Here is a 19,925-nt window from a genome sequence, read left to right as displayed (position 1 = left end):
CCCTGCATGAAACGTCTGCTGCATCCGCTCTCGCCCGCCCAGGGCGCAGCTCAGTTTGAGAACGCGCTTGAAAATTATGTCGACCCAACTTTTTCCGCCACCGTCATCGCCTGGCAAAAGCAGCATGGCCGCCACGCGCTGCCATGGCAAAACACGCGCGACGCCTACCTGATCTGGCTGTCCGAAATCATGCTGCAGCAAACGCAGGTGACGGCCGTGCTGGGCTACTACGCGCGCTTCCTCGAACGCTTCCCCACCCTGCGCGATTTGGCGGAAGCACCGGTGGAAGACGTGATGGCGCAATGGAGCGGTCTCGGTTACTACACGCGGGCGCGCAACTTGCACAAATGCGCGCAGCGCGTGGTCGCCGAATACGGCGGCATCTTCCCCAGCGACCCGGTCCTCCTGGCCGACCTGCCCGGCATCGGTCGCTCGACGGCCGCCGCCATCTCCGCGTTTTCCAGCGGCACGCGCGCAGCCATCATGGATGGCAACGTCAAGCGCGTCTTCGCGCGCACCTTCGGCATCGATGCCTATCCCGGTGAAAAACGGGTCGAGGAAGCCATGTGGCGCCGCGCAGAAGCGCTGCTGCCGGAAACGGGCATCGAAGCCTACACGCAAGGCTTGATGGACTTCGGCGCCACCCTGTGCACGCGCAGCAGTCCCGATTGCAGCCGCTGCCCGCTGCAGCCGCGCTGCGTGGCTTACGCCAACGGCCGCACCAAGGATCTGCCGGTACGCAAACCGAAAAAAAACAGCCCGGAAAAGCACGCCGTCATGCTGCTCATCATCGACGATGGCCAGGTGCTGCTGGAACAGCGTCCCGGCTCGGGCATCTGGGGCGGCTTGCTGTCGCTGCCCGAACTCGATGGCCACGTGCTAGCTGATGAAGACTCACCGCGAGAGATAGACCAGCATGCGCTGGCATGCGCCGTGGCGCCATTCGGCGAGATCGAGACGCAGGAGCGGCTGCTGCCCATCGTGCATGTATTTACCCACTACAAATTGCACATCGTCCCCTGCCGCATCACCCTGGCGCGCCGCCTGGCACTGGCCGGGGAAGCGACCCACGTCTGGTACGACAGCGCGAAAATTGCAAACGCGCCGCTGCCCGCCCCCATCAAGAAACTGTTGCTGGAACTGTTCGGCGATGCGCGCGCAGCGCAGCGCAGCATGTTCTAGTGCGCAGGCTAGTCGCATTGACACTGGCGGCGCTGTGCCTGCACGGCGCGCAAGCGGCGGACGAGCGTTCCGAAGTACTTGAGGTGAGAATTGGCGTGCTGGCCTACAAGGGCAGCGACGCCGTGCAGCAGGACTGGTCGTACGTGACGCGCCACCTGCAAGCCAGCGTCCCCGGCATCCGTTTTGTACTGGCCGACTACGACCAGGCGGGCCTGACGCGCGCCGTGCAGTCGCAATCGATCGCCTTTGCCATCACCAGCAGCGGTCATTACGTGGCACTGGAACACAGCGATGGCGCGAGCCGCATCGCCACGCTCGAATCGCCATGGACCGACTCGCCACGCCAGGCCATCGGCTCGGCCATCGTCGTGCGCAATGCGTCGCCGCTGCACGACCTGGCCGACCTGGCGGGCAAGAACGTGATGGCGGTGGCGCCCGATGCGTTTGGCGGTTACCAGATCGCCGCACGCGAGCTGCTGGAAGCGGGTATCGATCCCGCGCACGATTTTTCCAGCCTGCGCTACAGCGGTTTCCCGTCGCAGCAGATCGTCGAAGCCGTGCGGTCCGGACGCATGGATGCCGGCATCGTGCGCACCTGCCTGCTGGAACAGATGGTGACGCGCGGGGAAGTGCAGGCTGACGAACTGCGCGTGATCACTACGCGTCCGATTCCCGGTTTTCGCTGCGCCAGCTCGTCGCGGCTGTATCCGGACTGGCCCTTCGTGGCCCTGCGCCAGACGCCGCCGGCGCTGGCGAAAAAAGTGGCGCTGGCCTTGCTGGCCATGCCGCGCACCAGTGAGGGCTACAGCTGGACGGTGCCAAGCGACTACCAGATCGTCGATGAGCTGTTCCGTGAATTGCGCATCGGCCCCTACGCCTACCTGAACAAGTTGACATTCGAGACGGCGCTGCGCCGCTACTGGGGCTGGATGCTGCTGGTGCTGGCCTTGCTGGTGGCCTGGGCCGTGCACACGGTGCGCGTGGAATACCTGGTCAGCCGGCGCACGGAGCAATTACGCGCCGCCCAGCACCAGCAGCGCGCACTGGAGGAGCAGGCACGCCAGCGCCAGGCCACGCTCGACCACACGGCGCGCCTGGCCATCCTGGGCGAGATGGCCAGCGCCATTGCGCACGAACTGAACCAGCCGCTGGCGGCCATCGGCAATTTCGCGCGCGGCATGGCGCGCCGCATCGCGGCGGGTCGGCTGGACGCGGCGCCCCTGCTCGACGGCGCGCAGGAAATCGCCACGCAAAGCGAACGCGCGGGCGCCATCATCCGTCACATTCGCGCGATGGCGCAAAAGCGGCCCGCGCACAGCACCCCCTTCGCCCTGGCCCTCGCCGTGGAGCAAGCCGTCGCCCTGTTTTGCGCGGCCCATCCGCAAGCCAATATCAGCTGGCGCCACGACGCTGCCAGTCCTGACCCTCGCGTGCTGGCCGACCCGCAGCAAGTACAGCAGGTGCTCCTGAATTTGCTCAAGAATGCGCTCGACGCGCAGGTGGAGAACGACAATCCCGGGCACGCCATCGGCGTGCTGCTGCACCGGGAAAACGGCGCCTGCACGGTGGCCGTTCGCGACGCCGGCTGCGGCCTGGAAGCGGCACAGATGGCGCGCCTGTTTGAGCCTTTTTTCACGACCAAGACCGAAGGCCTGGGCCTGGGCATGTCGCTCAGCAAAAGCATCATCGAATCGTTCGGCGGCAGCCTGTCGGCGCACGCCAATGCCGATGCGCCGGGCTTGACGGTCTGGTTCCGCCTGCCTGAAGATACTGGCATGGAAGCAAACAAGGAAACACCATGAATGAAAGCGATGCCATCCTTTTTGTCGTCGACGACGACGCCGCCATGCGCCGCTCGCTGGCCTATCTGTTCGATTCAGCCGGCTGGAAAGTGGAGGCATTCGAATCGGCACGCGATTTCCTTCAACGCTATGATGGCCATGCGCCGGGCTGTTTGCTGCTCGACGTGCGCATGCCCCTGATGAGCGGGCTGGAACTGCAACAGGAACTGGCGCGCCATGCGATCTCGCTGCCCGTGATTTTCCTCAGTGGCCACGGCGATCTGGCCATGGCCGTGCAGACGATGAAGGCCGGCGCCTGCGATTTCTTGGAAAAGCCGTGCAAGGACCAGGTGCTGCTGGACGCCGTCTCGCGCGCCGTGGCCCGCAGCGTGGAAGAAAGCCGCAGCGCCGCCAGCGCGAATACGGCGCAAACGGCGCTGGCCAGGCTCACCGCGCGCGAGCGCGAAGTGGCGCTGCTGATGGCCGAAGGCAAAGCCTCGAAAGTCATCGCCCGCGAGCTGGGCATCAGCGACAAGACGGTGCAGGTGCACCGCCATAACACGATGGAAAAACTGGGCCTGCATTCAGCAGCCGAGGTAGCCCGGCTGCTGATGGCAGGTGGGCAAATCTAAGCCCGCACGATACGCGCAGGAAGACCCTGCCGCACTGACGTGCCCGAGACGGGATCGACAAACACGTTCTTGTCGCCGCGGCTCGGGTCCGTCAACCCCAGGTCGTTCAGGTTGATGCCCGCGCCGATGGCCGGCTCGTCTGGCTGGCGCGACTTGCCGATGCGGTGAGCCCGCGCGCCATGCTCCTTGTGGCCGAAACCGTGTTCGACGGCGATCACGCCCCGCTGCACGCCATGGCGCAGCATCACCGTGGCCCTGGCCCTGCCGCCCGGCGTTTCCAGGTAAATTTCATCGCCATTTTCCAGTTTCAAACGGGCCGCATCGTCGGGATGCACGGCAACCGGGTTGTCAGGATGGATGCCGCGCAAGCGCCGCGCGCCGATGCTGTAGGAGTTCTGCAGCGCTGATTTAAAACTGATCAACTCGAATGGCCACTCGCTGGCCGGGTAGGCCTTGCGCACGGGCGTGCCGTCGGCAAACGCCGCCACTCTCCAGGCAGGTGTACCGGGGAAGCGTTTGCCGCTCAAGCTGTTCTTGCTCACGCCCAGGCCCTCGTTGTACAGCATCATGGGCTTCAGATAGCGGTGCGTGGACCAGTCCTGCGGATACGGCGTCTCGTCGACCAGCGGAGCGGGAACCACGGGCGCCTTGGCATTCGCCGGTGGCGGCAGGCGCAGGCCGAACATCTCGCCATAGCTCTGGTAGCGTCCTCCCCGCGCCAGCATGAAGGCCACCTTGCGCCACTCTTCCGGTTTCAGTGTGCGCTCAAGTTCGGAGCGGATGCGTGCCACGCCGGACAATTCGATATCGTCGTCGCTCGCCTCTGGCACAGCTGTCTTGCCCTGCCAGGCGATGTTGGCACCGCCGCGCAGATACCAGTCTTCCGCGCGCTGCAGGGGGAAGCGCTGGCCATCCATGTCTTGCAAGGCCTCGGGGCCGAAGCCGGGCAAGGCCATCGTTTTGGCCAGCGCAATGAAGAACGACTCCATGCAGATGGTCTGGCCGTCCGGCGTTTTCTGCACGCGCGGTTCGACCACGGGCCAGCGCGCCGTGCTCATTTTGACGGGCATGCCGCCCCAGGCGCCGGCCCAGCCCCAGCTTTCATACAGCAAGGTATCGGGCAACAGGTAATCGGCAAACGCCGAGCTTTCGTTGATGAAGGGATCGATGGCGACGATCAGCGGAATCTTCTTCGGATCGGCCAGCTCCTTGCCGATCTGCGCGCGCAAGCCCGTGATTCCGTAGACAGGATTGCAGCTCCACAGTATCAGCGCCTTCAAGGTGTACGGGTAGCCATTCATGGCGCTGGTGAGCCATTCGGTCGCCAGTGCCGGCGCGTTCGGATACCACGGCGCCCTGGCCGGATACGCCTTGCCCGCTTCCTTCTTCAGCTTGAATTCCGAGGTTTTTTCATATGGCACATTACGCCCGATCGGCATGCCCGCCGCCTTGATCTCACCGTCGAAACTCTCCAGGTTATAGCGCGGACCGGGGCCCGCATCCTTGAAGCTGCCGCCATTGACCAGGGTGCCGCCCTTGCGGTTCAAATTGCCGATCAGGGTATTGAGCATGACCAGCGCATACGCGTTGTAGAAACCGGCGCCCGACATCATGCCGCCATGCGCATTGACGGCTGCGCGCTTGCCATGGCTGGTGAGTTCCTGCGCCAGCCCTTCGATGATGTCGCGCGAGATGCCGCAGGCGGCTGCGTATTCATCCATGCTGTGGCGCTGCGCTTCCTCGTTCAGCATCGTCATTGCCGTCTTCAGGTGCAGCGGCGCGCCTGCCACTTCCAGCGGACCATCGAAGAACAAGCGACCCTCGCCCTTGGCGGCGTTGTGCGCCACGATGGCTTGCGTGGCAGCGTCGATCACGCAAAATGCGTCGCCATCCTTGTAGCGCTCCTCTTCCGCCAGCTCCACCGCGCCGATGTCGGACGCGCGCAGGTAGCGGCCATCGCGCGGATGGCCTTTCTCGTTGATGATCAAATGCGTGGCATTGCACCAGGCGGCCTCGCCCGCCGCTTCCGCTACCTTCAGGTTGGGCTGCGCGAGGAAATGACGGTCATAGCGTTCCTGCTCGATGATCCAGCGGATCATCGCCATGGCCAGCGCGCCATCCGTACCCGGCTTGATCGGTACCCAGCGGCTGCGGTCGCCCGCTGCCAGGCTGTCCGCATTCGTCAGCACCGGATCGACGACGACATAGCTGAAATCACGTTTGCCCGAGCGGGCTTTCGCTATGAGCGTGCCCTGGCGCTTGAATGGATTGCCCGCATTGCCCGGCGCCGTGCCGACAAAGATGCAGAACTCCGTGTTTTCCAGGTCCACTTTCGCATGCGGCATTTTCTTCATGTCGCCGAACATGGCGCCGGAGCCGCTGCGGTAAGCGCCGCCACAATATGAGCCATGGTTGACCAAGTTCAGACTGCCGTACGACTGCTTGAAAAAGCGCGTGCCAAATGCCAGGCGGCCATCGTCCGTGCTGCACATCAGGCCCACCTGGTTGACTTGCGGGCCCAGTTCCGGCTGCGCCGGATCGATGGGTTTTTCCAGCTCGCGCAAGGCGCGCAAGCCCTGCACGTGACCTTCGCCAAACAGATCGCCGCCTTCCGTCACTTCCTTCACCAGCTGATCGAAGGCGATCGGCTCCCACTGGCCGCCGCCACGCGGTCCCACGCGCTTCATGGGCGCCAGCACGCGAAACGGCGACTCCATCTGTTCCAGCACGCCGTTGCCCCGGCCACAAGCGGTCGAGCGGCCTTTCAGGCCCTTTTCCTGGAAACGCGAAAGCGATACAAAGCTGTCGCGGATCGAGGTTTGATATGGCAGCGCCGGGTCGGCCGACATGGGACTGTAGGGATTGCCCGCCACGCGCAGCACCTTGCCGCTTTTCTTGTCGAGGCGCACGCGCACGCCGCAAAACGTGGTGCAGCCCATGCACATGGTGTAGCTGACCTGCTGGTCGGGATTGAGCGTCAATTTCCCCGTGGCGGTATCGACGGAAAACTCGGGTTGCAGGGAATTGCCGTGCAGTTTCTGCACCGGCTTGTCCTTGCCCAGCGCGTGGTCGACCATGCGGCCTGCCGTGGTGGAAAAGCTGGCGGCAAAGGCGGCCAGGCCGCCGCCGATGGCGCCGTAGCGCAGCAGCTTGCGGCGCTTTTCGTTTTCGTCTTCAGGGGCGCCGTTGTTTGCGTTGTTATGTACTTGATCGTTCATCATTAACTCCTCAGTGCGTGGCCATGGCAGGACGGCTACGGGTAGCGATCGCGCGTCCCGCCCATGGCAAAAATTCCAGCATCAGCAACAGCAGCGCGATCCACAGGCCGGCCGTGCCGATGATCCCCAGCAAGCCGTCGTTCCCCATCGGCAGGTGGTAGTCGTACAGGCCCGCGCCCGTTTTCGGGATCGTCTGGCCGCCGATGAAAATGGTCCAGCGCATCATCCAGGCGCTATGCAGCGCGATCAGGCCATTGACCAGGCCACTCGTGGCCGGGCGCCAGATGGCCAGTGCCATCGGCACGATGGACGACAGCACGGCCCAGACAGCCGTGAACTGCCATTGCGGCATGCCGGCCACCTGGGTAAACGCCATGCTGTGGCTGGCACTCACGCCGGACAGGCTGACGAACAGCCAGCCGCCACCCAGCGCCAGCACCAGCGCCAGCGACAGGGCCAGCGCGCGGTTCAGCGACACTTCCAGTGCCTTGTCGCGGCCCGGCAGGAAGCGGTTGAACAGCAGCGCCAGGCCAACGGCCCCCACAAAGGCTGTGGCGGCGAATTGCGCCGGCAGGAAGGGCGTGAACCACAGGGGACGGGCGCGCACCACCATCACTTCCATGCCCGTGTACAGACCCACGACAAAGGCGGCGAGCAAGGTGAAGGCGGCGGCGATACAGATGGCTTTGCGCGAAGCGGCGCCACCGCGCCCGGCAAGGCGGTACAGGAAGGCCAAACGGTCCTGGCCCTGTCCCCGCGTGGCGAAGTCCACGCGCAGCGCCAGCCATGCATACAGCATCAGACAGCCCAGGTAGAGGGGAATGAAGAACGAGCCCCACGACATCCACGACTGCGGCTGGAAGTAAATATAGAAGTGATAGAAGCGGCCCGGCCCGTGCAGGTCGGCCAGCAGCGCCACGGGTGCCGTCATGCCGCAGACGAGGGATGCCAGCAGCGCGATGCGCCCCAAGCGTTCATACGCCTTGCGGCCGAAGACGAAGTACGGCAGGGTCAGCATGAAGCTGCCGTAACTGAGGCCGATAAGGAAAAAATACTGCACCGCCCACGGCAGCCATGCCGCTTCGCGCGTGACGTTGAGAATTTCGGTGATGTGGCTGTCCATGGTTTATTTCCCGTGTTTGCTCGGTTGCCAAAGTGTCGCTTCGCCCTCGACGTGGCCGGCGAAGCGCGTGTCCAATCCCAGATAGAACACGTGGGGCTGGGTACCCTGTTCGGGTTTCAGCACTTTCACCTTGTTCTCGGTGAGCAGCTGGTGCACCATGCTTTCCGGATCATTCAGGTCGCCGAAGATGCGCGCGCCACCCACGCAGGTTTCCACGCAGGCCGGCAGCAAGCCTTCGTCCACGCGGTGCGCACAGAACGTGCATTTGTCGGCCTTGCCCGTCTCGTGGTTGATGAAGCGCGCGTCGTACGGGCAGGCTTGCACGCAGTAGGCGCAGCCCACGCAGCGGTCACCATCGACGACGACGACGCCATCCTTGCGCTGGAAAGTGGCGCCTACGGGGCAGACGGGAATGCAGGGAGGATTGGCGCAGTGGTTGCACAGGCGCGGCAGCATGTAGGTGCCGCAGCGGTTCTCTTCCTTCACTTCATAGGTCGAGACAACGGTGCGGAAGCTGTTTTCCGGCACGGCGTTTTCCATGATGCAGGAGACCGTGCACGCCTGGCAGCCGATGCATTTCTGCACATCGACCACCATCGCCCAGCGCTGACCGCCTTCACCCTTGGTGGCAGCCTTGCCGGGCAGCGGCGCGATGGCCGCCCCGATGGTGACGGCTGGCAAGGCGCGCAAAAAACTGCGGCGCGATTCAATCATGACACTCTCCTTGACTATGGGCGGCAAGCCCTTGTTGACTTGCTGCCATGATAGAAAAGAAGGTGCTGCGGGGGTATTGGGGTGATCGGGTGGGGACCTAGATGATCATGCCAATTGACAGGATCGATAATGCGGAGTAGGTCGGATTAGCGTGCAAGCGCGTCATCCGACAACCTTGTTGGCAGGGATGGAGGTGGTGTCGGGTTACGCCGTTCCGGCTAACCCGACCTACAATTCATCCAGAGAATACAGGCGGCGGTGCTCGCGGATCGCATAGCGGTCCGTCATGCCCGCGATGTAGTCGGCGATCTTGCGCGCCTGCTGCGTGACGTCGCCATCCTTGAGTTGATAGTCGGGCGGCAGCAGGGCCGGTTCGGCCATGAAGCTGTCATACAGTTCGCGCACGATGCGGCTCGCTTTCACGCGCATGCGGTTGACCTGGTAGTGGCGGTACAGATTCACCCGCAAGAAGCGTTTCAGCTCCGTCGCGTCCGTGCGCATGGCATCCGAAAAACGGATCAGCGGCGCACAGGCGCGCACTTCGCTGACGTCGCGCGGTGCCGCGTCAAGGATCAAGGCATTCGATGTGACGATCAAATCGTCGGCCAGCGCCGTGATCAGGCGGCGCAGGGTCTCGTAGATGGCGCGCCGGCCCGACAGGCCGGGAAACGCCTGCTGCACGTCGCGCCACAGGCGGCCGAAAAATTCCACCTCTTCCAGCTGGGCGATGGTGATCAGGCCGGAGCGCAGGCCATCGTCGATATCGTGGCTGTTGTAGGCGATTTCATCGGCCAGGTTGGTCAGCTGCGCTTCCAGCGTCGGTTGCGTGCGGTCGATGAAACGCTGGGCCACGGGACCCAGTTCACGCGCATGCGCCAGCGAGCAGTGTTTCAGAATACCTTCGCGCGTCTCGAACATCAGATTCAAGCCATCGAAGGCGCCGTAGTGCTCTTCCAGGGTATCGACAACGCGCAGGCTTTGCAAGTTGTGCTCGAAGCCGCCGTGCGCCTGCATGCACTCATTGAGCACGTCCTGGCCCACGTGGCCGAACGGCGTGTGGCCCAGGTCATGCGCGAGCGCGATCGCCTCGACCAGGTCTTCGTTCAGGCGCAGGTTGCGCGCGATGGAGCGGCCCACTTGCGCCACTTCCAGGCTGTGCGTCAGGCGCGTGCGGAACAGGTCTCCCTCGTGGTTGAGGAAAACCTGGGTCTTGTATTCGAGGCGGCGGAAGGCCGATGAATGGATGATGCGGTCGCGGTCGCGCTGGAACTGGCTGCGCGAGGCGTGTGCCGCTTCGGCAAAGCGACGTCCCTGCCCCTGTGCCGAATGGGCCGCATACGGGGCGAGGAAGTCTTCGGGGGTCATGCTTGCTGTACTCCGGCGGCCAGGGTGGCCAGCACCAGTTCATGCGGCGCGGACGTGATGCACGGGCTACCCAGAGGTTTCAACAGGATGAACTTGATGGCGCCGCCCTCGTTCTTCTTGTCCACTTCCATCAGTTCCAGCCAGCGATCGACACCCAGGTCAGGCGCCTTGACGGGCAAGCCGGCGGCGGCGACGAGCTTGCGCACGCGCTCCACGGCTACCTGGTCGATATAGCCCATGCGGCAGGACAGGTCGGCGGCCATCACCATGCCGCAGCCGACGGCTTCGCCATGCAGCCAGTGGCCATAGCCCAGGCCCGCCTCGATGGCGTGGCCGAAAGTGTGGCCGAAGTTCAGGATGGCGCGCAAGCCGCCTTCGCGCTCGTCCTGGCGCACCACGTCAGCCTTGATTTCGCACGAACGGGCAATCGCATACGCCAAAGCCCCCTTGTCGCGTGCCATCAGCTTGGCCATGTTCGCCTCGATCCAGTCGAAGAAGGCAGCATCGATGATGGCGCCATGCTTGATCACTTCGGCCAGACCCGCCGACAGCTCACGCGCCGGCAGGGTTTCCAGGGTCGAGGTGTCGGCGATCACGGCGCGCGGCTGGTAGAAGGCGCCGATCATGTTCTTGCCCAGCGGGTGGTTGATGCCCGTCTTGCCGCCGACGGAGGAATCAACCTGCGCCAGCAGGGTGGTCGGCACTTGCACGAAGCCGATGCCGCGCATGTAGCTGGCGGCCGCATAGCCGGTCAGGTCGCCGATCACGCCGCCACCCAGCGCCACCAGTGTGGTCTTGCGGTCGCATTTATTGGCCAGCAGCGCGTCGAAGATCTGCATCAGGCTGGCCCAGTTTTTATATTCTTCGCCGTCCGGCAGGACGATGCAGATCACTTCGCGGCCATCGCTGGCCAGTGCCGCCTGCAGACGGCCAAGGTACAGGGGAGCGACGGTGGTATTGGTGACAATGGCCACCTTGTGGCCGCTGATATGGCGCAGCAGCGCATCGGCGTCGGCCAGCAGGCCGGGACCGATGGCGATCGGATAACTGCGTTCGTCGAGGTCTACGCTCAACAACATTTTGGATTGCTCGTTCATCGAAGGCTCTGCATGAATGACGCAGTTGGGCGACGCCTCGCATTCGAGGCTGGCCAGCTGCATCAGGATGGTCTGAACCATCGATTGTACGTTAGGACGGCCCGTGTCGATCACAATGTCGGCCACTTCCATGTAATGGGGCTCGCGCTGTGATGTCAATTCTTCCAGCTTGCGGCGCGGGTCTGCCGTCTGCAGCAGGGGGCGGTTCTTGTCGTGGCTGGTGCGCGCCAGGATGTTGCTGACGCTGGCGCGCAGGTACACGACCGTGCCCCGTTCCTTCAGGTAGGCACGGCTGTCGGCGTTGAGGATGGCGCCGCCGCCGGTGGCCATGACGATGCCTTCCTGGGCGCTCAGGTCGCGGATGACTTCGGCCTCGCGCCGGCGAAAGCTGGCCTCGCCCTCGATCTCAAAGATCCACGGGATGGTCGCTCCCGTGCGTGCCTCGATTTCATGGTCGGAATCGACAAAGCGCAAGCCCAGCTTGCGGGCCAGGATGCGCCCGATCGTCGTTTTGCCTGCGCCCATGAGGCCGACAAGAAAAATATTGCTGTTGGAAATTTCGGACACTTTTATATCATTCAGAAAATAAACGGGCGCGCATTCAAACTCAACACCGCCCGTTTTTCCCTTGCCTCAAGAACAAGAGAACTTCAGCGTAAACGGGTAACTGCTCACATTGCCCCACGGCGTAGTGTTTGCCACATAGAACGTACTATCCACTCCCACCACACAATTTGCTGGCGTCAGGCTGTTAATTGTAACGGTATGCCAGCTTCCCTGGTTACCCTGAATGTTGCTTCCCATCCGGTCAGCTACGCCGAGTGCATGGGGCGGGAAAACATTTTGTACGAGGCTTGGTGATACGGATACAGCGCTATCGAGTGCATTCGTCGTCGTACAGCCGCCCATGCCGCAGGAGCCGACCGCGCCCAAGGTGCTCTGGAAAACGACAGGCATAGCATCAGCAACAGGGGTGCCCGCCTGGTCGCCCAGGAAGGCCATGATGGTGGCCGCAGGCGTGGCTGGCGTACTAGTGCAAGAACAGCCGTTCACAACTGGAGCTGAAACGCACATTGCCTTTCTGGCCCGTGTACAGGGCACCGCCAGCGAGCACACTCACAGAGATCACGGAAGGGCCATAGGCAGGTATGCTGGCGGGCAACAAATTCAGATTGCCAAGGCAAGTTCAGTCGCGCCGCCAGAATAGTTGCCTTGATTACTGGCTATAGCGGCACTGACCGCTGCTGTCACAAGCAAGGTGGCGCCGCCACTCTCTGACAGGCTCAAAGGCCGCAAAGGCATATGGACCTGGCCAGCGGCATCCGTCAACGCGATCCCGGTCAACGAGGATATGTCCGCAAGAGTATGGTCAGTCGAGAATACCAGCCGGTCCCCCGAGACCGGTGTGCCACTCAGGTCACTGAGCAGTGCCCTTGCCGTCAGCGGCGTAGCACTCGACAGTGCATGACTGGCGTTGGTTCCGCGCAACAAGGACAGCGCCAGCTGGGCACTCGATGCTTGGGCCGTCTTTATCTCGTAATTCACCTCACCGCTTACGCTGGCGGGGCCTGCCGCCACTGTAGCGGTCACCTTGCCAGCCCCCGTGACCGTCGAATTTAACGCTGCCAAAGTAATGCTGGCGATCCCCTTGGCGTCGGTGAGCGTCGTGCTATTCGTCGTAGAAAGCGTCGCGAGCGACTTATCGGTGGAAAATGTCACCAGTGCATTGCTCACAGGCGCGCCATTCGCGTCTACGACGGAAGCCTTGACCGTCAATGGCGTCGTATTGCTCAATGCAATGCTGAACTGGCCTGCCGCGTTATACAAGGTCACGCTGACTTTCGCGGCCACGGGACCCGTCGTGCCGCCGCTGATGCCACCATCGATGGTCGGATCGCCGCCACCACCGCCACACGCGGCCAGCGAGGCACCCAGCAACAGCAAGGTCAGCCAATTCGATACCGCACTCCAAGAAGTATTGCCTAAAGAAAAATTCCGCATAGTCGTCATCAGTCCGCTTTCGTTTGCATTGTTACTTAAACGTAAAGATGTGACATTAACGTGTTGCTGGGCGATCTGCCACTATTTTCGGCGTAATAAACACCATGAGTTCCGTTTTTTCTTGACTGCGGCCCGTACTGCGGAAAAAAACACCCAACACGGGGATGTCGCCAAGAATCGGCACCTTGCTGTCCGTGCCCCGTTCGGACTGCTGATAAATACCGCCCAGCACCACCGTGCCGCCGTCTTCCACCATCACCTGCGTGCGCACGTGCTTGGTGTCGATGGCGAAGCCGGAACGGGTTTCCTGGCCCACACTGTCCTTGTTGACGTCCACTTCCAGCACCACGTTGCCGTCCGGTGTGATCTGCGGCGTTACCTCCAGGCGCAGGTTCGCCTTGCGGAACGTGATCGACGTGGCGCCGCTGCTGGTGGCCACCTGGTAGGGCAATTCGATGCCCTGTTCGATCAGCGCCAGCACTTTGTCGGCCGTCACCACGCGGGGGCTGGAAATGATCTTGCCCCTGCCGTCCGCTTCCAGCGCGGACAGTTCCAGGTTCAAAAAGCGGTTGGCGGCCGCCGAAAACAGGCTCAGGGCGAAGCTGGCCGGCGGCAGGCCATTGATGCTGGCGGCCGGCAAGTTGACGAATTGCGTGTTCGGCACAAAAGCGCCGGCGCCGGCCACCGTTTGCCCCGTCGCCTCGCCCACACCCTGGTAGCTGCCGCCGATGGCCGCGCGGCGTCCACTGCCGCCCAAAGAAAAACCGGGCTGCTGGCCCTGTGCCAGGCGCTGGTCCGTAAAACCCAGGCGCGCGCCCAGGTTGCGGCTGAAACTGTCGTTCGCTTCGACGATGCGTGCCTCGATCATCACTTGCCGCGTAGCAATATCAGTCTTGGCAATCAGTTGACGGATCTGCTCCAGGCGCGCCGGCACGTCGGTCACGAACAGCTGATTCGTGCGCGGCTCGATCAGCACGCTGCCACGGCGCGACAACAGCCGGCTGCGCCCTTCCCCCGCGTCCAGGCCGAACACCGTGCGGAACGCTTCCGCTTTCTGGTAATTGAGCGGGAAGATGGCCGACTGCAAGGGTTCGAGTTCCGCGATCTGCGCGCGCTGCTCCAGTTCCAGTTTTTCGCGCGCCAGCATTTCCTCGCGCGGCGCGATCCACAGCACATTGCCATTGCGCCGCATGTCCAGGCCCTTCGCCTGCAGCAGCACGTCGAGCGCCTGGTCCCACGGCAAGTCACGCAGGCGCAGGGTCAGGTTGCCCGTCACGCTGTCGCTGGCGATGATGTTTTGCCCCGACGCGTCGGCCAGGATGTGCAGGGCCGCGCGCACACCCACGTTCTGGAAATCGACGGAGATCTTCTCGCCGGCATACACGCGCGGCGCAGTCACCAGCACCACCGCCTCGTCCCCGGCCAGAACGACGCCATGCAGCAGTGCCCAACACATCGAGCACATCCACATAAACGGCTTCATGGCGTGGCCTCCGGCACGCTGGCCTTGGTGTCACCCGGCTTTTGCAGGGACAGGCTGCCATGCCGTTCGCGCCACCCGCCCCCCGCATCCTGCAGCAACTCCCTGTACTGCAGCGCCTGTTCGCTGATTTGCGTGACCAAGCCATGGTCCGGCCCCAGATACTGCCCTGCCGCCACCCGGTACACGCGCTGGCCCGCCAGCAGCAGCGCGTTCAGGCGCCCGGCCTGTTGCACGCTGCCCACCATGCTGATGGCCGGCAATGCCACGCTTTCCAGCGGTTCGCGCACACGGCGCGGGTCGGGCCCCGCCACGCTGCCCCGCTGGCCGGGCGCGGGCGCTGGAGGCAATGCGCCAAAAGGGTCGGCCAAGGCGGCGGCCTCGTAGGGATATGGCGCGACCGTGGCAAGCGGATGCCATGCAGGCGCGGCTGCGGAGCGGCCCGCCTTGGACGACAAGGCAGCTTGCGCCGCCCGTTCCCCCGCTTCGGGCAAGCGATACGCCTGCAGTACGGCATCGAGCGTCAGCAAGCGATCCTTGCCGAGAGTCAAGGCAAGCTCATGCACCGTGACGATGCGCGGCAGACGCGCCAGGTCTGCCAGCAGCGCCCCCATGGCGTGATAGCTGCCGCGCAACTGTATGGTGATCGGCAAGGCGACATATGGCGCTCGCGGCCGGGGCGCACCCGGCTTGAACAGTGAAAATTGCAGACCGCGCGACTGGCCTACGGCGTTGATGTCCGTCAACAGCACCGCCATCGCTTGCTGGTCGGGCAGCTGCTGTTCCAGGAGGGCCAGCTCGGCGCCAGCCTGGCGCTGCTGCGCACGCCACTGCGGCAATTGCTTCGCCCGGGCCTGCGCCGACACATACTCGGCGCGCAAGCGGCCTTCTTCCCTTTGCGCCGCCTCCACGGCAGCCATCATGTCATCCAGCCATGCGGCGTGCAGCAGGGCGGCCACCAGCATGCCAGACAGGGCAGCGCAAGCGAGACGCACGGGTAGCGGCCACAGCGATGCGGTCTTCAAGCTCAGCATCATCAACCTCCACGACTAAGATTGCCCAGCGCTAGCCAACGCCAGCCGTATCGTCCATTCCACCGCACCATCTGCCGCACCGCGCACTTCCAGCCGCACTTCCAACAATTCCGGGCGGGACCAGGGCGCTGCCTGTTCCAGCGCCAACAGCATTGCCGCGACCTTGTCCTGCGAGACTGCACGCCCTTGCAAGCGCACCATCGCCGTTTCCTGGCGCACACTGTGCAAGGCCACGCCGGCCGGCATCGCCTGGGCCAGCACGTCCAGCATGCGCACCCAGGCATTGCGTTGTTCTTGCAAACTGGCAATGGCCTGTTGGCGCAGCAACAGCGCCGCCATCTCGCCCTGCACCAGCTTGCCGGTGACAAGGATGGCATTGACTTGCTGCATGGCATTGCGCCAGCCCTCCTGACGGTGCAGCTGCGCGTCGAGCCGCTGCTGCAGCCAGGCGCCTGCAGCCAGGGCCAGCAGCAATCCCAGCAGCGCCCCGCCGGCCAGCTGCCACAGCAGCACCTGCATACGCCGGCGCCGTGTCGCCTGCCGATGCGGCAAAAGGTTGATACATGGCACTTGCGCCACGGCCTTCATCGGGCGTACCGGTGCAAAGCCAGCCCCCAGGCCAGCTGAAATGCCAGGCCGCTGTCCGGCAAAGCTTGCCATCCCCCTTGTGCAACGGCCGCCTGGCGCGCCAGCGCTTCGCTATCCATGACGACGGGCGTCAAGCCGGCCGCCGTAGCCGCATCGAGGCGGCGCTGCACGCTGGCGCGTCGTGCAGCCACCAGCAGCACTTCGATCTCCCGCTCCGTCTGGCCGGCAAGCGGCGGTGCCGGCCCGAGCTGGTAAAAATCCAGGCTGGCGTCTTCCAGCGCAAACGGCATGTATTGCGCCGCCTCCAGTTCCACCAGGATTTCGAGCTGCTCCTCCGGCAAGCCCGCCTGCAGGCGTATCACATGCGTGATCAAGGCCGTGGCCGGCATGGCCAGCGCCACGCGGGTGCAGCCGCTGCCACTGTTGCGCCAAGCCAGACGCACGGTGGTGGCCAGGCCCTGCACATCTTCGACATTGCCCTCAAGCATCACCCCTGCCGCCAGCGCGGCGCTGCCGCAATGCCCGCATGACAATTTACCCCGCCTGCGTGTTAACTCGACCACGCGCACGGCATCGTCCGCCATGTCGACGCCCAGCAAACCGATGCAAATAAAACTGCGGATGGACATGTTTTTCATAGAGAAACGTCAGCGTGGGAGGGGATCCTGCCATCCGAAAGCCTAGTCCTGGCAGCGCTGGCTTGTAAATGGATTTCACGCTGGTGTCTGCGGCGCGCGGCGCCTATCTGGCCCGGCTATGATCTGGCGCAGAATAATTGTTACCAAATCCTGGTTGCCAGCGGGCCAATACACGCTTATATAGAGTATCGACAAGTGTCGACACTTCCCCCGGCAAGCGCCACGGCGCGCTGCCACCCCGGCAAGCTCGCTTATAATTGACCGGCATAATTAACCGAAAGACATACGACGCATGACATCTTCAAACACCGCTGGCTCCGCTGGCTCGAAGCCGCCCACCAAGGGCAGCAAACCCAAACGTTTTCTGCTGATGGCGCTGGTATCGCTGCTGGGCCTGGGCATCGTCGGCGTCTTGCTGGTGGTTTTTGGCCTGGCCATGGCCTATCCGAACCTGCCTGCGCTCGATACCTTGACCGATTACAAGCCGAAAATGCCGCTGCGCGTGTTCACGTCCGACAGTGTGCTGATCGGCGAGTTCGGTGAAGAACGGCGCAACATGGTGCATATCAAGGATATTCCCGATGTCATGAAGAAAGCCGTGCTGGCCATCGAAGATGACCGCTTCTATGAACATGGCGGTGTCGACTATCTGGGCATCACCCGCGCGGCCCTGCACAACCTGACGGGCGGCGCCAAGCAAGGCGCCTCGACCATCACGCAGCAGGTGGCGCGCAATTTCTTCCTGTCCAGTGAACAGACCTTGAAGCGCAAGGCGTATGAAGTCTTGCTGGCGTGGAAGATCGAGAAAAACCTTAGCAAGGACCAGATCCTCGAAGTGTATATGAACCAGATTTATCTGGGTCAGCGCGCCTACGGTTTCGCCTCGGCCGCACAAATCTATTTCGGCAAGAATATCCAGGATCTCACCGTGGCCGAAGCGGCCATGCTGGCCGGCTTGCCGAAAGCGCCGTCGGCCTACAATCCAGTCGTCAACCCGAAACGCGCGCGCATGCGCCAGCAATACATTCTGCAGCGCATGGCGCAGCTGGGCTACATTACGCCAGAGCAGTACACGGAAGCCAAGAATGAAGAGCTGAAAGTAAAAACCGACAGCAGCGCCTTCGGCGTGCACGCGGAATACGTGTCGGAAATGGCGCGCCAGCTGGTCTACGAGCAATTCAAGGAAGACACGTATACGCGCGGCCTGAACGTCTACACCACCATCACCAAAGCCGATCAGGACGCTGCCTACATTGCCTTGCGCAAGGGCGTGATGGATTACGAGAAACGCCACGGCTACCGCGGTCCGGAAGCCTACATCGAGATTCCGAAAACCAAGGCAGAAGCGGATGACGCCATCGAGACAGAACTGGCCGACCACCCGGACAGCGACGACATCATCGCCGCCATGGTGCTGCAAGCCTCGCCCAAATCGCTGCAGGCAGTCACTTCGGCCGGCGAAGAAATCACCATTACGGGCCCCGGCCTGACATTCGGCGCGGCCTGGCTGTCGGAAAAAGCGGCACCGAACCGCCGTATCAAGCGCGGCGCCGTGATCCGCGTCATGCAGGAAGGCAACACCTGGGTCTTGACGCAGATGCCGGAAGTCCAATCGGCCTTCGTTTCGGCCAGCACCACCGACGGTGCCATCCGCGCCATGGTGGGCGGCTTCGACTACAACCGCAACAAGTTCAACCATGTCACGCAGGCGTGGCGCCAGCCAGGTTCGGCCTTCAAGCCCTTCATCTATTCCGCTTCGCTGGAACGCGGCCTGTCGCCAGCCACCATCATCAACGATGCGCCGATCTCGTTCGACGCGGGCCAGACGGGCGGCCAGGCGTGGGAACCGAAGAACTACGACAGCAAATACGATGGTCCGATGACCATGCGCAAGGGCTTGATGAAATCGAAGAACATGATTTCCATCCGCATCCTGCACAAGATCGGCGCCAAGTATGGCCAGGAATACGCGACGCGCTTCGGCTTTGACGCGGACAAGAACCCGCCGTACCTGACCCTGGCCCTGGGCGCCGGCAACGTGACGCCGCTGCAGATGGCGGGCGCCTACGCCGTGTTTGCCAACGGTGGCTACAAGATCAATCCGTATCTGATCGCCAAGGTGACCGATAGCGATGGCAATATCCTGTCGCAAGCCAAGCCGGACCTGGCGGGCGAAGAAGCCAACCGCGTCATCGACGAGCGCAATGCCTTCATGATGAATAGCATGCTCAACGACGTCGTGCGCTTCGGCACGGCGAACAAGGCCATGGCCTTGAAGCGCCCTGACCTGGCAGGCAAGACGGGCACCACCAACGATTCCATCGACGCCTGGTTCGCCGGTTACCAGGCCAAGCTGGTAGGTATCGCCTGGATCGGTTACGACCAGCCGCGCAACCTGGGCAACCGGGAAACGGGCGGCGGCCTGGCCTTGCCGATCTGGATCAGCTACATGGCAAAAGCCCTGAAAAGCATTCCCGTCGAGGAACGCGCGGTACCGGAAGGCCTGATCCACGTGGGCGACGAGTATTACTATGCGGAAAATCCACCGGGCACGGGCGTAGGCAGCCTGGAAGGCGCGGCACGCGGCACGCCGGAGGAAGAAAAAGCCAAGGAAGCCGTCAAGAACGAACTGTTCTAAGATCGTTTGATGCAAAAAGGGCAGACTGCAAAGTCTGCCCTTTTTGATTGCCGCGGCGAAAAGCTTATTTCAGGACCACGGGTGCACCGGCCTGCTCGCTGGCCATGGCCGACAGGGCCGCAAACAGTTCCGAGCTGTCGCGCGTGTTGATCCACTCGTCGCCTACGCGCTTGTAGTGGAAACCGCCGGAACGGGCAGCCACCCACATTTCGCGCATGGGGGCCTGGCTGTTGACGATGATTTTCGTGCCGTTGTCGATGAACTCGATTTCCAGCACATTGCCGCTGCGGCTGCATTCGACGTCGAGCACGTCTTCATCGTTCAGCCGGTCCAGCGCCGCCTCGATCTGGGTCAGGGTGGCTTCGGCCAGGGCCAGGAATTCCGATTCGCTCATGCTACACTCCAAAGATCTTAATCAAACCGTGATTCTAATC

14 protein-coding genes and 1 pseudogene are annotated in these 19,925 nt (G+C 63.1%); 4 read left to right on the top strand and 11 right to left on the bottom strand.

Features of this window, described 5'->3' with window-relative positions; all coding sequences use genetic code 11:
- Positions 1 to 6 precede the first annotated feature (6 nt).
- The 3 genes from mutY to CLU92_RS22080 are packed head-to-tail and all read left to right on the top strand — an operon-like array spanning position 7 to position 3,595.
- The gene (gene mutY / locus CLU92_RS22090; protein WP_180338567.1) at positions 7 to 1,182 is read left to right on the top strand and encodes an A/G-specific adenine glycosylase; all 1,176 of its coding nucleotides are present in this window, start codon (positions 7 to 9) and stop codon (positions 1,180 to 1,182) included.
- Positions 1,182 to 2,984, top strand: coding sequence for a sensor histidine kinase (locus CLU92_RS22085; protein ID WP_180338566.1), 1,803 nt, complete (start codon positions 1,182 to 1,184; stop codon positions 2,982 to 2,984). The genes mutY and CLU92_RS22085 overlap by 1 nt, the downstream gene beginning before the upstream one ends.
- Positions 2,981 to 3,595 carry a response regulator transcription factor gene (locus CLU92_RS22080; RefSeq protein WP_101483605.1) on the top strand — a complete coding sequence of 205 codons (615 nt, stop codon included), beginning with the start codon at positions 2,981 to 2,983 and terminating at the stop codon, positions 3,593 to 3,595. Before CLU92_RS22085 ends, CLU92_RS22080 begins: the two co-directional genes overlap by 4 nt.
- On the opposite strand, the gene CLU92_RS22075 is transcribed toward CLU92_RS22080, so the two are convergent.
- From CLU92_RS22075 to pilM, 10 genes and pseudogenes are all read right to left on the bottom strand, one after another.
- Positions 3,592 to 6,813, bottom strand: coding sequence for a molybdopterin dinucleotide binding domain-containing protein (locus CLU92_RS22075; protein WP_101483604.1), 3,222 nt, complete (start codon positions 6,811 to 6,813; stop codon positions 3,592 to 3,594). The genes CLU92_RS22080 and CLU92_RS22075 overlap by 4 nt on opposite strands.
- Positions 6,814 to 6,823: 10 nt before the next feature.
- Entirely contained in the window at positions 6,824 to 7,936 is a 1,113-nt protein-coding gene (gene nrfD, locus CLU92_RS22070; RefSeq protein ID WP_101483603.1) for an NrfD/PsrC family molybdoenzyme membrane anchor subunit, read from the bottom strand.
- A 3-nt stretch (positions 7,937 to 7,939) separates the two neighbouring features.
- On the bottom strand, positions 7,940 to 8,650 hold the full coding sequence (gene dsrO / locus CLU92_RS22065) for a sulfate reduction electron transfer complex DsrMKJOP subunit DsrO (RefSeq protein ID WP_071079747.1): 711 nt from the start codon (positions 8,648 to 8,650) through the stop codon (positions 7,940 to 7,942).
- A gap of 228 nt (positions 8,651 to 8,878) precedes the next feature.
- Complete coding sequence (locus CLU92_RS22060) at positions 8,879 to 10,015, bottom strand: deoxyguanosinetriphosphate triphosphohydrolase (protein WP_101483602.1); 1,137 nt, start codon at positions 10,013 to 10,015, stop codon at positions 8,879 to 8,881.
- The gene (gene aroKB / locus CLU92_RS22055; protein ID WP_101484828.1) at positions 10,012 to 11,637 is read right to left on the bottom strand and encodes a bifunctional shikimate kinase/3-dehydroquinate synthase AroKB; all 1,626 of its coding nucleotides are present in this window, start codon (positions 11,635 to 11,637) and stop codon (positions 10,012 to 10,014) included. Before aroKB ends, CLU92_RS22060 begins: the two co-directional genes overlap by 4 nt.
- Positions 11,638 to 12,279: 642 nt before the next feature.
- Positions 12,280 to 13,122, bottom strand: a complete 843-nt coding sequence (locus tag CLU92_RS22050; protein ID WP_101483601.1) for an Ig-like domain-containing protein — start codon at positions 13,120 to 13,122, stop codon at positions 12,280 to 12,282.
- Positions 13,123 to 13,168: 46 nt separating this feature from the next.
- Positions 13,169 to 14,494 (bottom strand): annotated as a pseudogene (locus tag CLU92_RS22045) (type IV pilus secretin PilQ); the annotation flags it as partial.
- Between the two features lie 98 nt (positions 14,495 to 14,592).
- Positions 14,593 to 15,630: a pilus assembly protein PilP gene (locus CLU92_RS22040; protein ID WP_101483599.1), complete on the bottom strand. Its 1,038-nt coding sequence runs from the start codon at positions 15,628 to 15,630 to the stop codon at positions 14,593 to 14,595.
- Between the two features lie 12 nt (positions 15,631 to 15,642).
- Complete coding sequence (locus CLU92_RS22035) at positions 15,643 to 16,146, bottom strand: PilN domain-containing protein (RefSeq protein ID WP_180338564.1); 504 nt, start codon at positions 16,144 to 16,146, stop codon at positions 15,643 to 15,645.
- 65 nt (positions 16,147 to 16,211) lie between these two features.
- Entirely contained in the window at positions 16,212 to 16,844 is a 633-nt protein-coding gene (pilM, locus tag CLU92_RS22030; RefSeq protein ID WP_180338563.1) for a pilus assembly protein PilM, read from the bottom strand.
- A 301-nt stretch (positions 16,845 to 17,145) separates the two neighbouring features.
- On the opposite strand from pilM, the gene CLU92_RS22025 reads away from it, so the two are divergent.
- A complete protein-coding gene (locus tag CLU92_RS22025) occupies positions 17,146 to 19,491 on the top strand; it encodes a penicillin-binding protein 1A (protein WP_101483596.1) in 2,346 nt (781 codons plus the stop codon).
- A 64-nt stretch (positions 19,492 to 19,555) separates the two neighbouring features.
- Here the strand turns inward: CLU92_RS22025 and cyaY are convergent, their stop codons facing one another.
- Positions 19,556 to 19,885, bottom strand: a complete 330-nt coding sequence (gene cyaY / locus CLU92_RS22020) for an iron donor protein CyaY (RefSeq protein WP_034753246.1) — start codon at positions 19,883 to 19,885, stop codon at positions 19,556 to 19,558.
- Between the last annotated feature and the right edge of the window lie 40 nt (positions 19,886 to 19,925).

Source organism: Janthinobacterium sp. 61, assembly GCF_002846335.1.
Classification (GTDB): domain Bacteria; phylum Pseudomonadota; class Gammaproteobacteria; order Burkholderiales; family Burkholderiaceae_D; genus Janthinobacterium.
This window is presented reverse-complemented; position numbering and strand designations above follow the sequence as displayed.

Coding starts and splice junctions, on each gene's coding strand:
- mutY (WP_180338567.1), top strand. CDS start 7: ATGAAACGTCTGCTGCATCCGCTCTCGCCCGCCCAGGGCGCAGCTCAG.
- CLU92_RS22080 (WP_101483605.1), top strand. CDS start 2,981: ATGAATGAAAGCGATGCCATCCTTTTTGTCGTCGACGACGACGCCGCC.
- CLU92_RS22075 (WP_101483604.1), bottom strand. CDS start 6,813: ATGAACGATCAAGTACATAACAACGCAAACAACGGCGCCCCTGAAGAC.
- nrfD (WP_101483603.1), bottom strand. CDS start 7,936: ATGGACAGCCACATCACCGAAATTCTCAACGTCACGCGCGAAGCGGCA.
- dsrO (WP_071079747.1), bottom strand. CDS start 8,650: ATGATTGAATCGCGCCGCAGTTTTTTGCGCGCCTTGCCAGCCGTCACC.
- CLU92_RS22060 (WP_101483602.1), bottom strand. CDS start 10,015: ATGACCCCCGAAGACTTCCTCGCCCCGTATGCGGCCCATTCGGCACAG.
- aroKB (WP_101484828.1), bottom strand. CDS start 11,637: ATGGGCGCAGGCAAAACGACGATCGGGCGCATCCTGGCCCGCAAGCTG.
- CLU92_RS22050 (WP_101483601.1), bottom strand. CDS start 13,122: ATGACGACTATGCGGAATTTTTCTTTAGGCAATACTTCTTGGAGTGCG.
- CLU92_RS22040 (WP_101483599.1), bottom strand. CDS start 15,630: ATGATGCTGAGCTTGAAGACCGCATCGCTGTGGCCGCTACCCGTGCGT.
- CLU92_RS22035 (WP_180338564.1), bottom strand. CDS start 16,146: ATGCAGGTGCTGCTGTGGCAGCTGGCCGGCGGGGCGCTGCTGGGATTG.
- pilM (WP_180338563.1), bottom strand. CDS start 16,844: ATGTCCATCCGCAGTTTTATTTGCATCGGTTTGCTGGGCGTCGACATG.
- CLU92_RS22025 (WP_101483596.1), top strand. CDS start 17,146: ATGACATCTTCAAACACCGCTGGCTCCGCTGGCTCGAAGCCGCCCACC.
- cyaY (WP_034753246.1), bottom strand. CDS start 19,885: ATGAGCGAATCGGAATTCCTGGCCCTGGCCGAAGCCACCCTGACCCAG.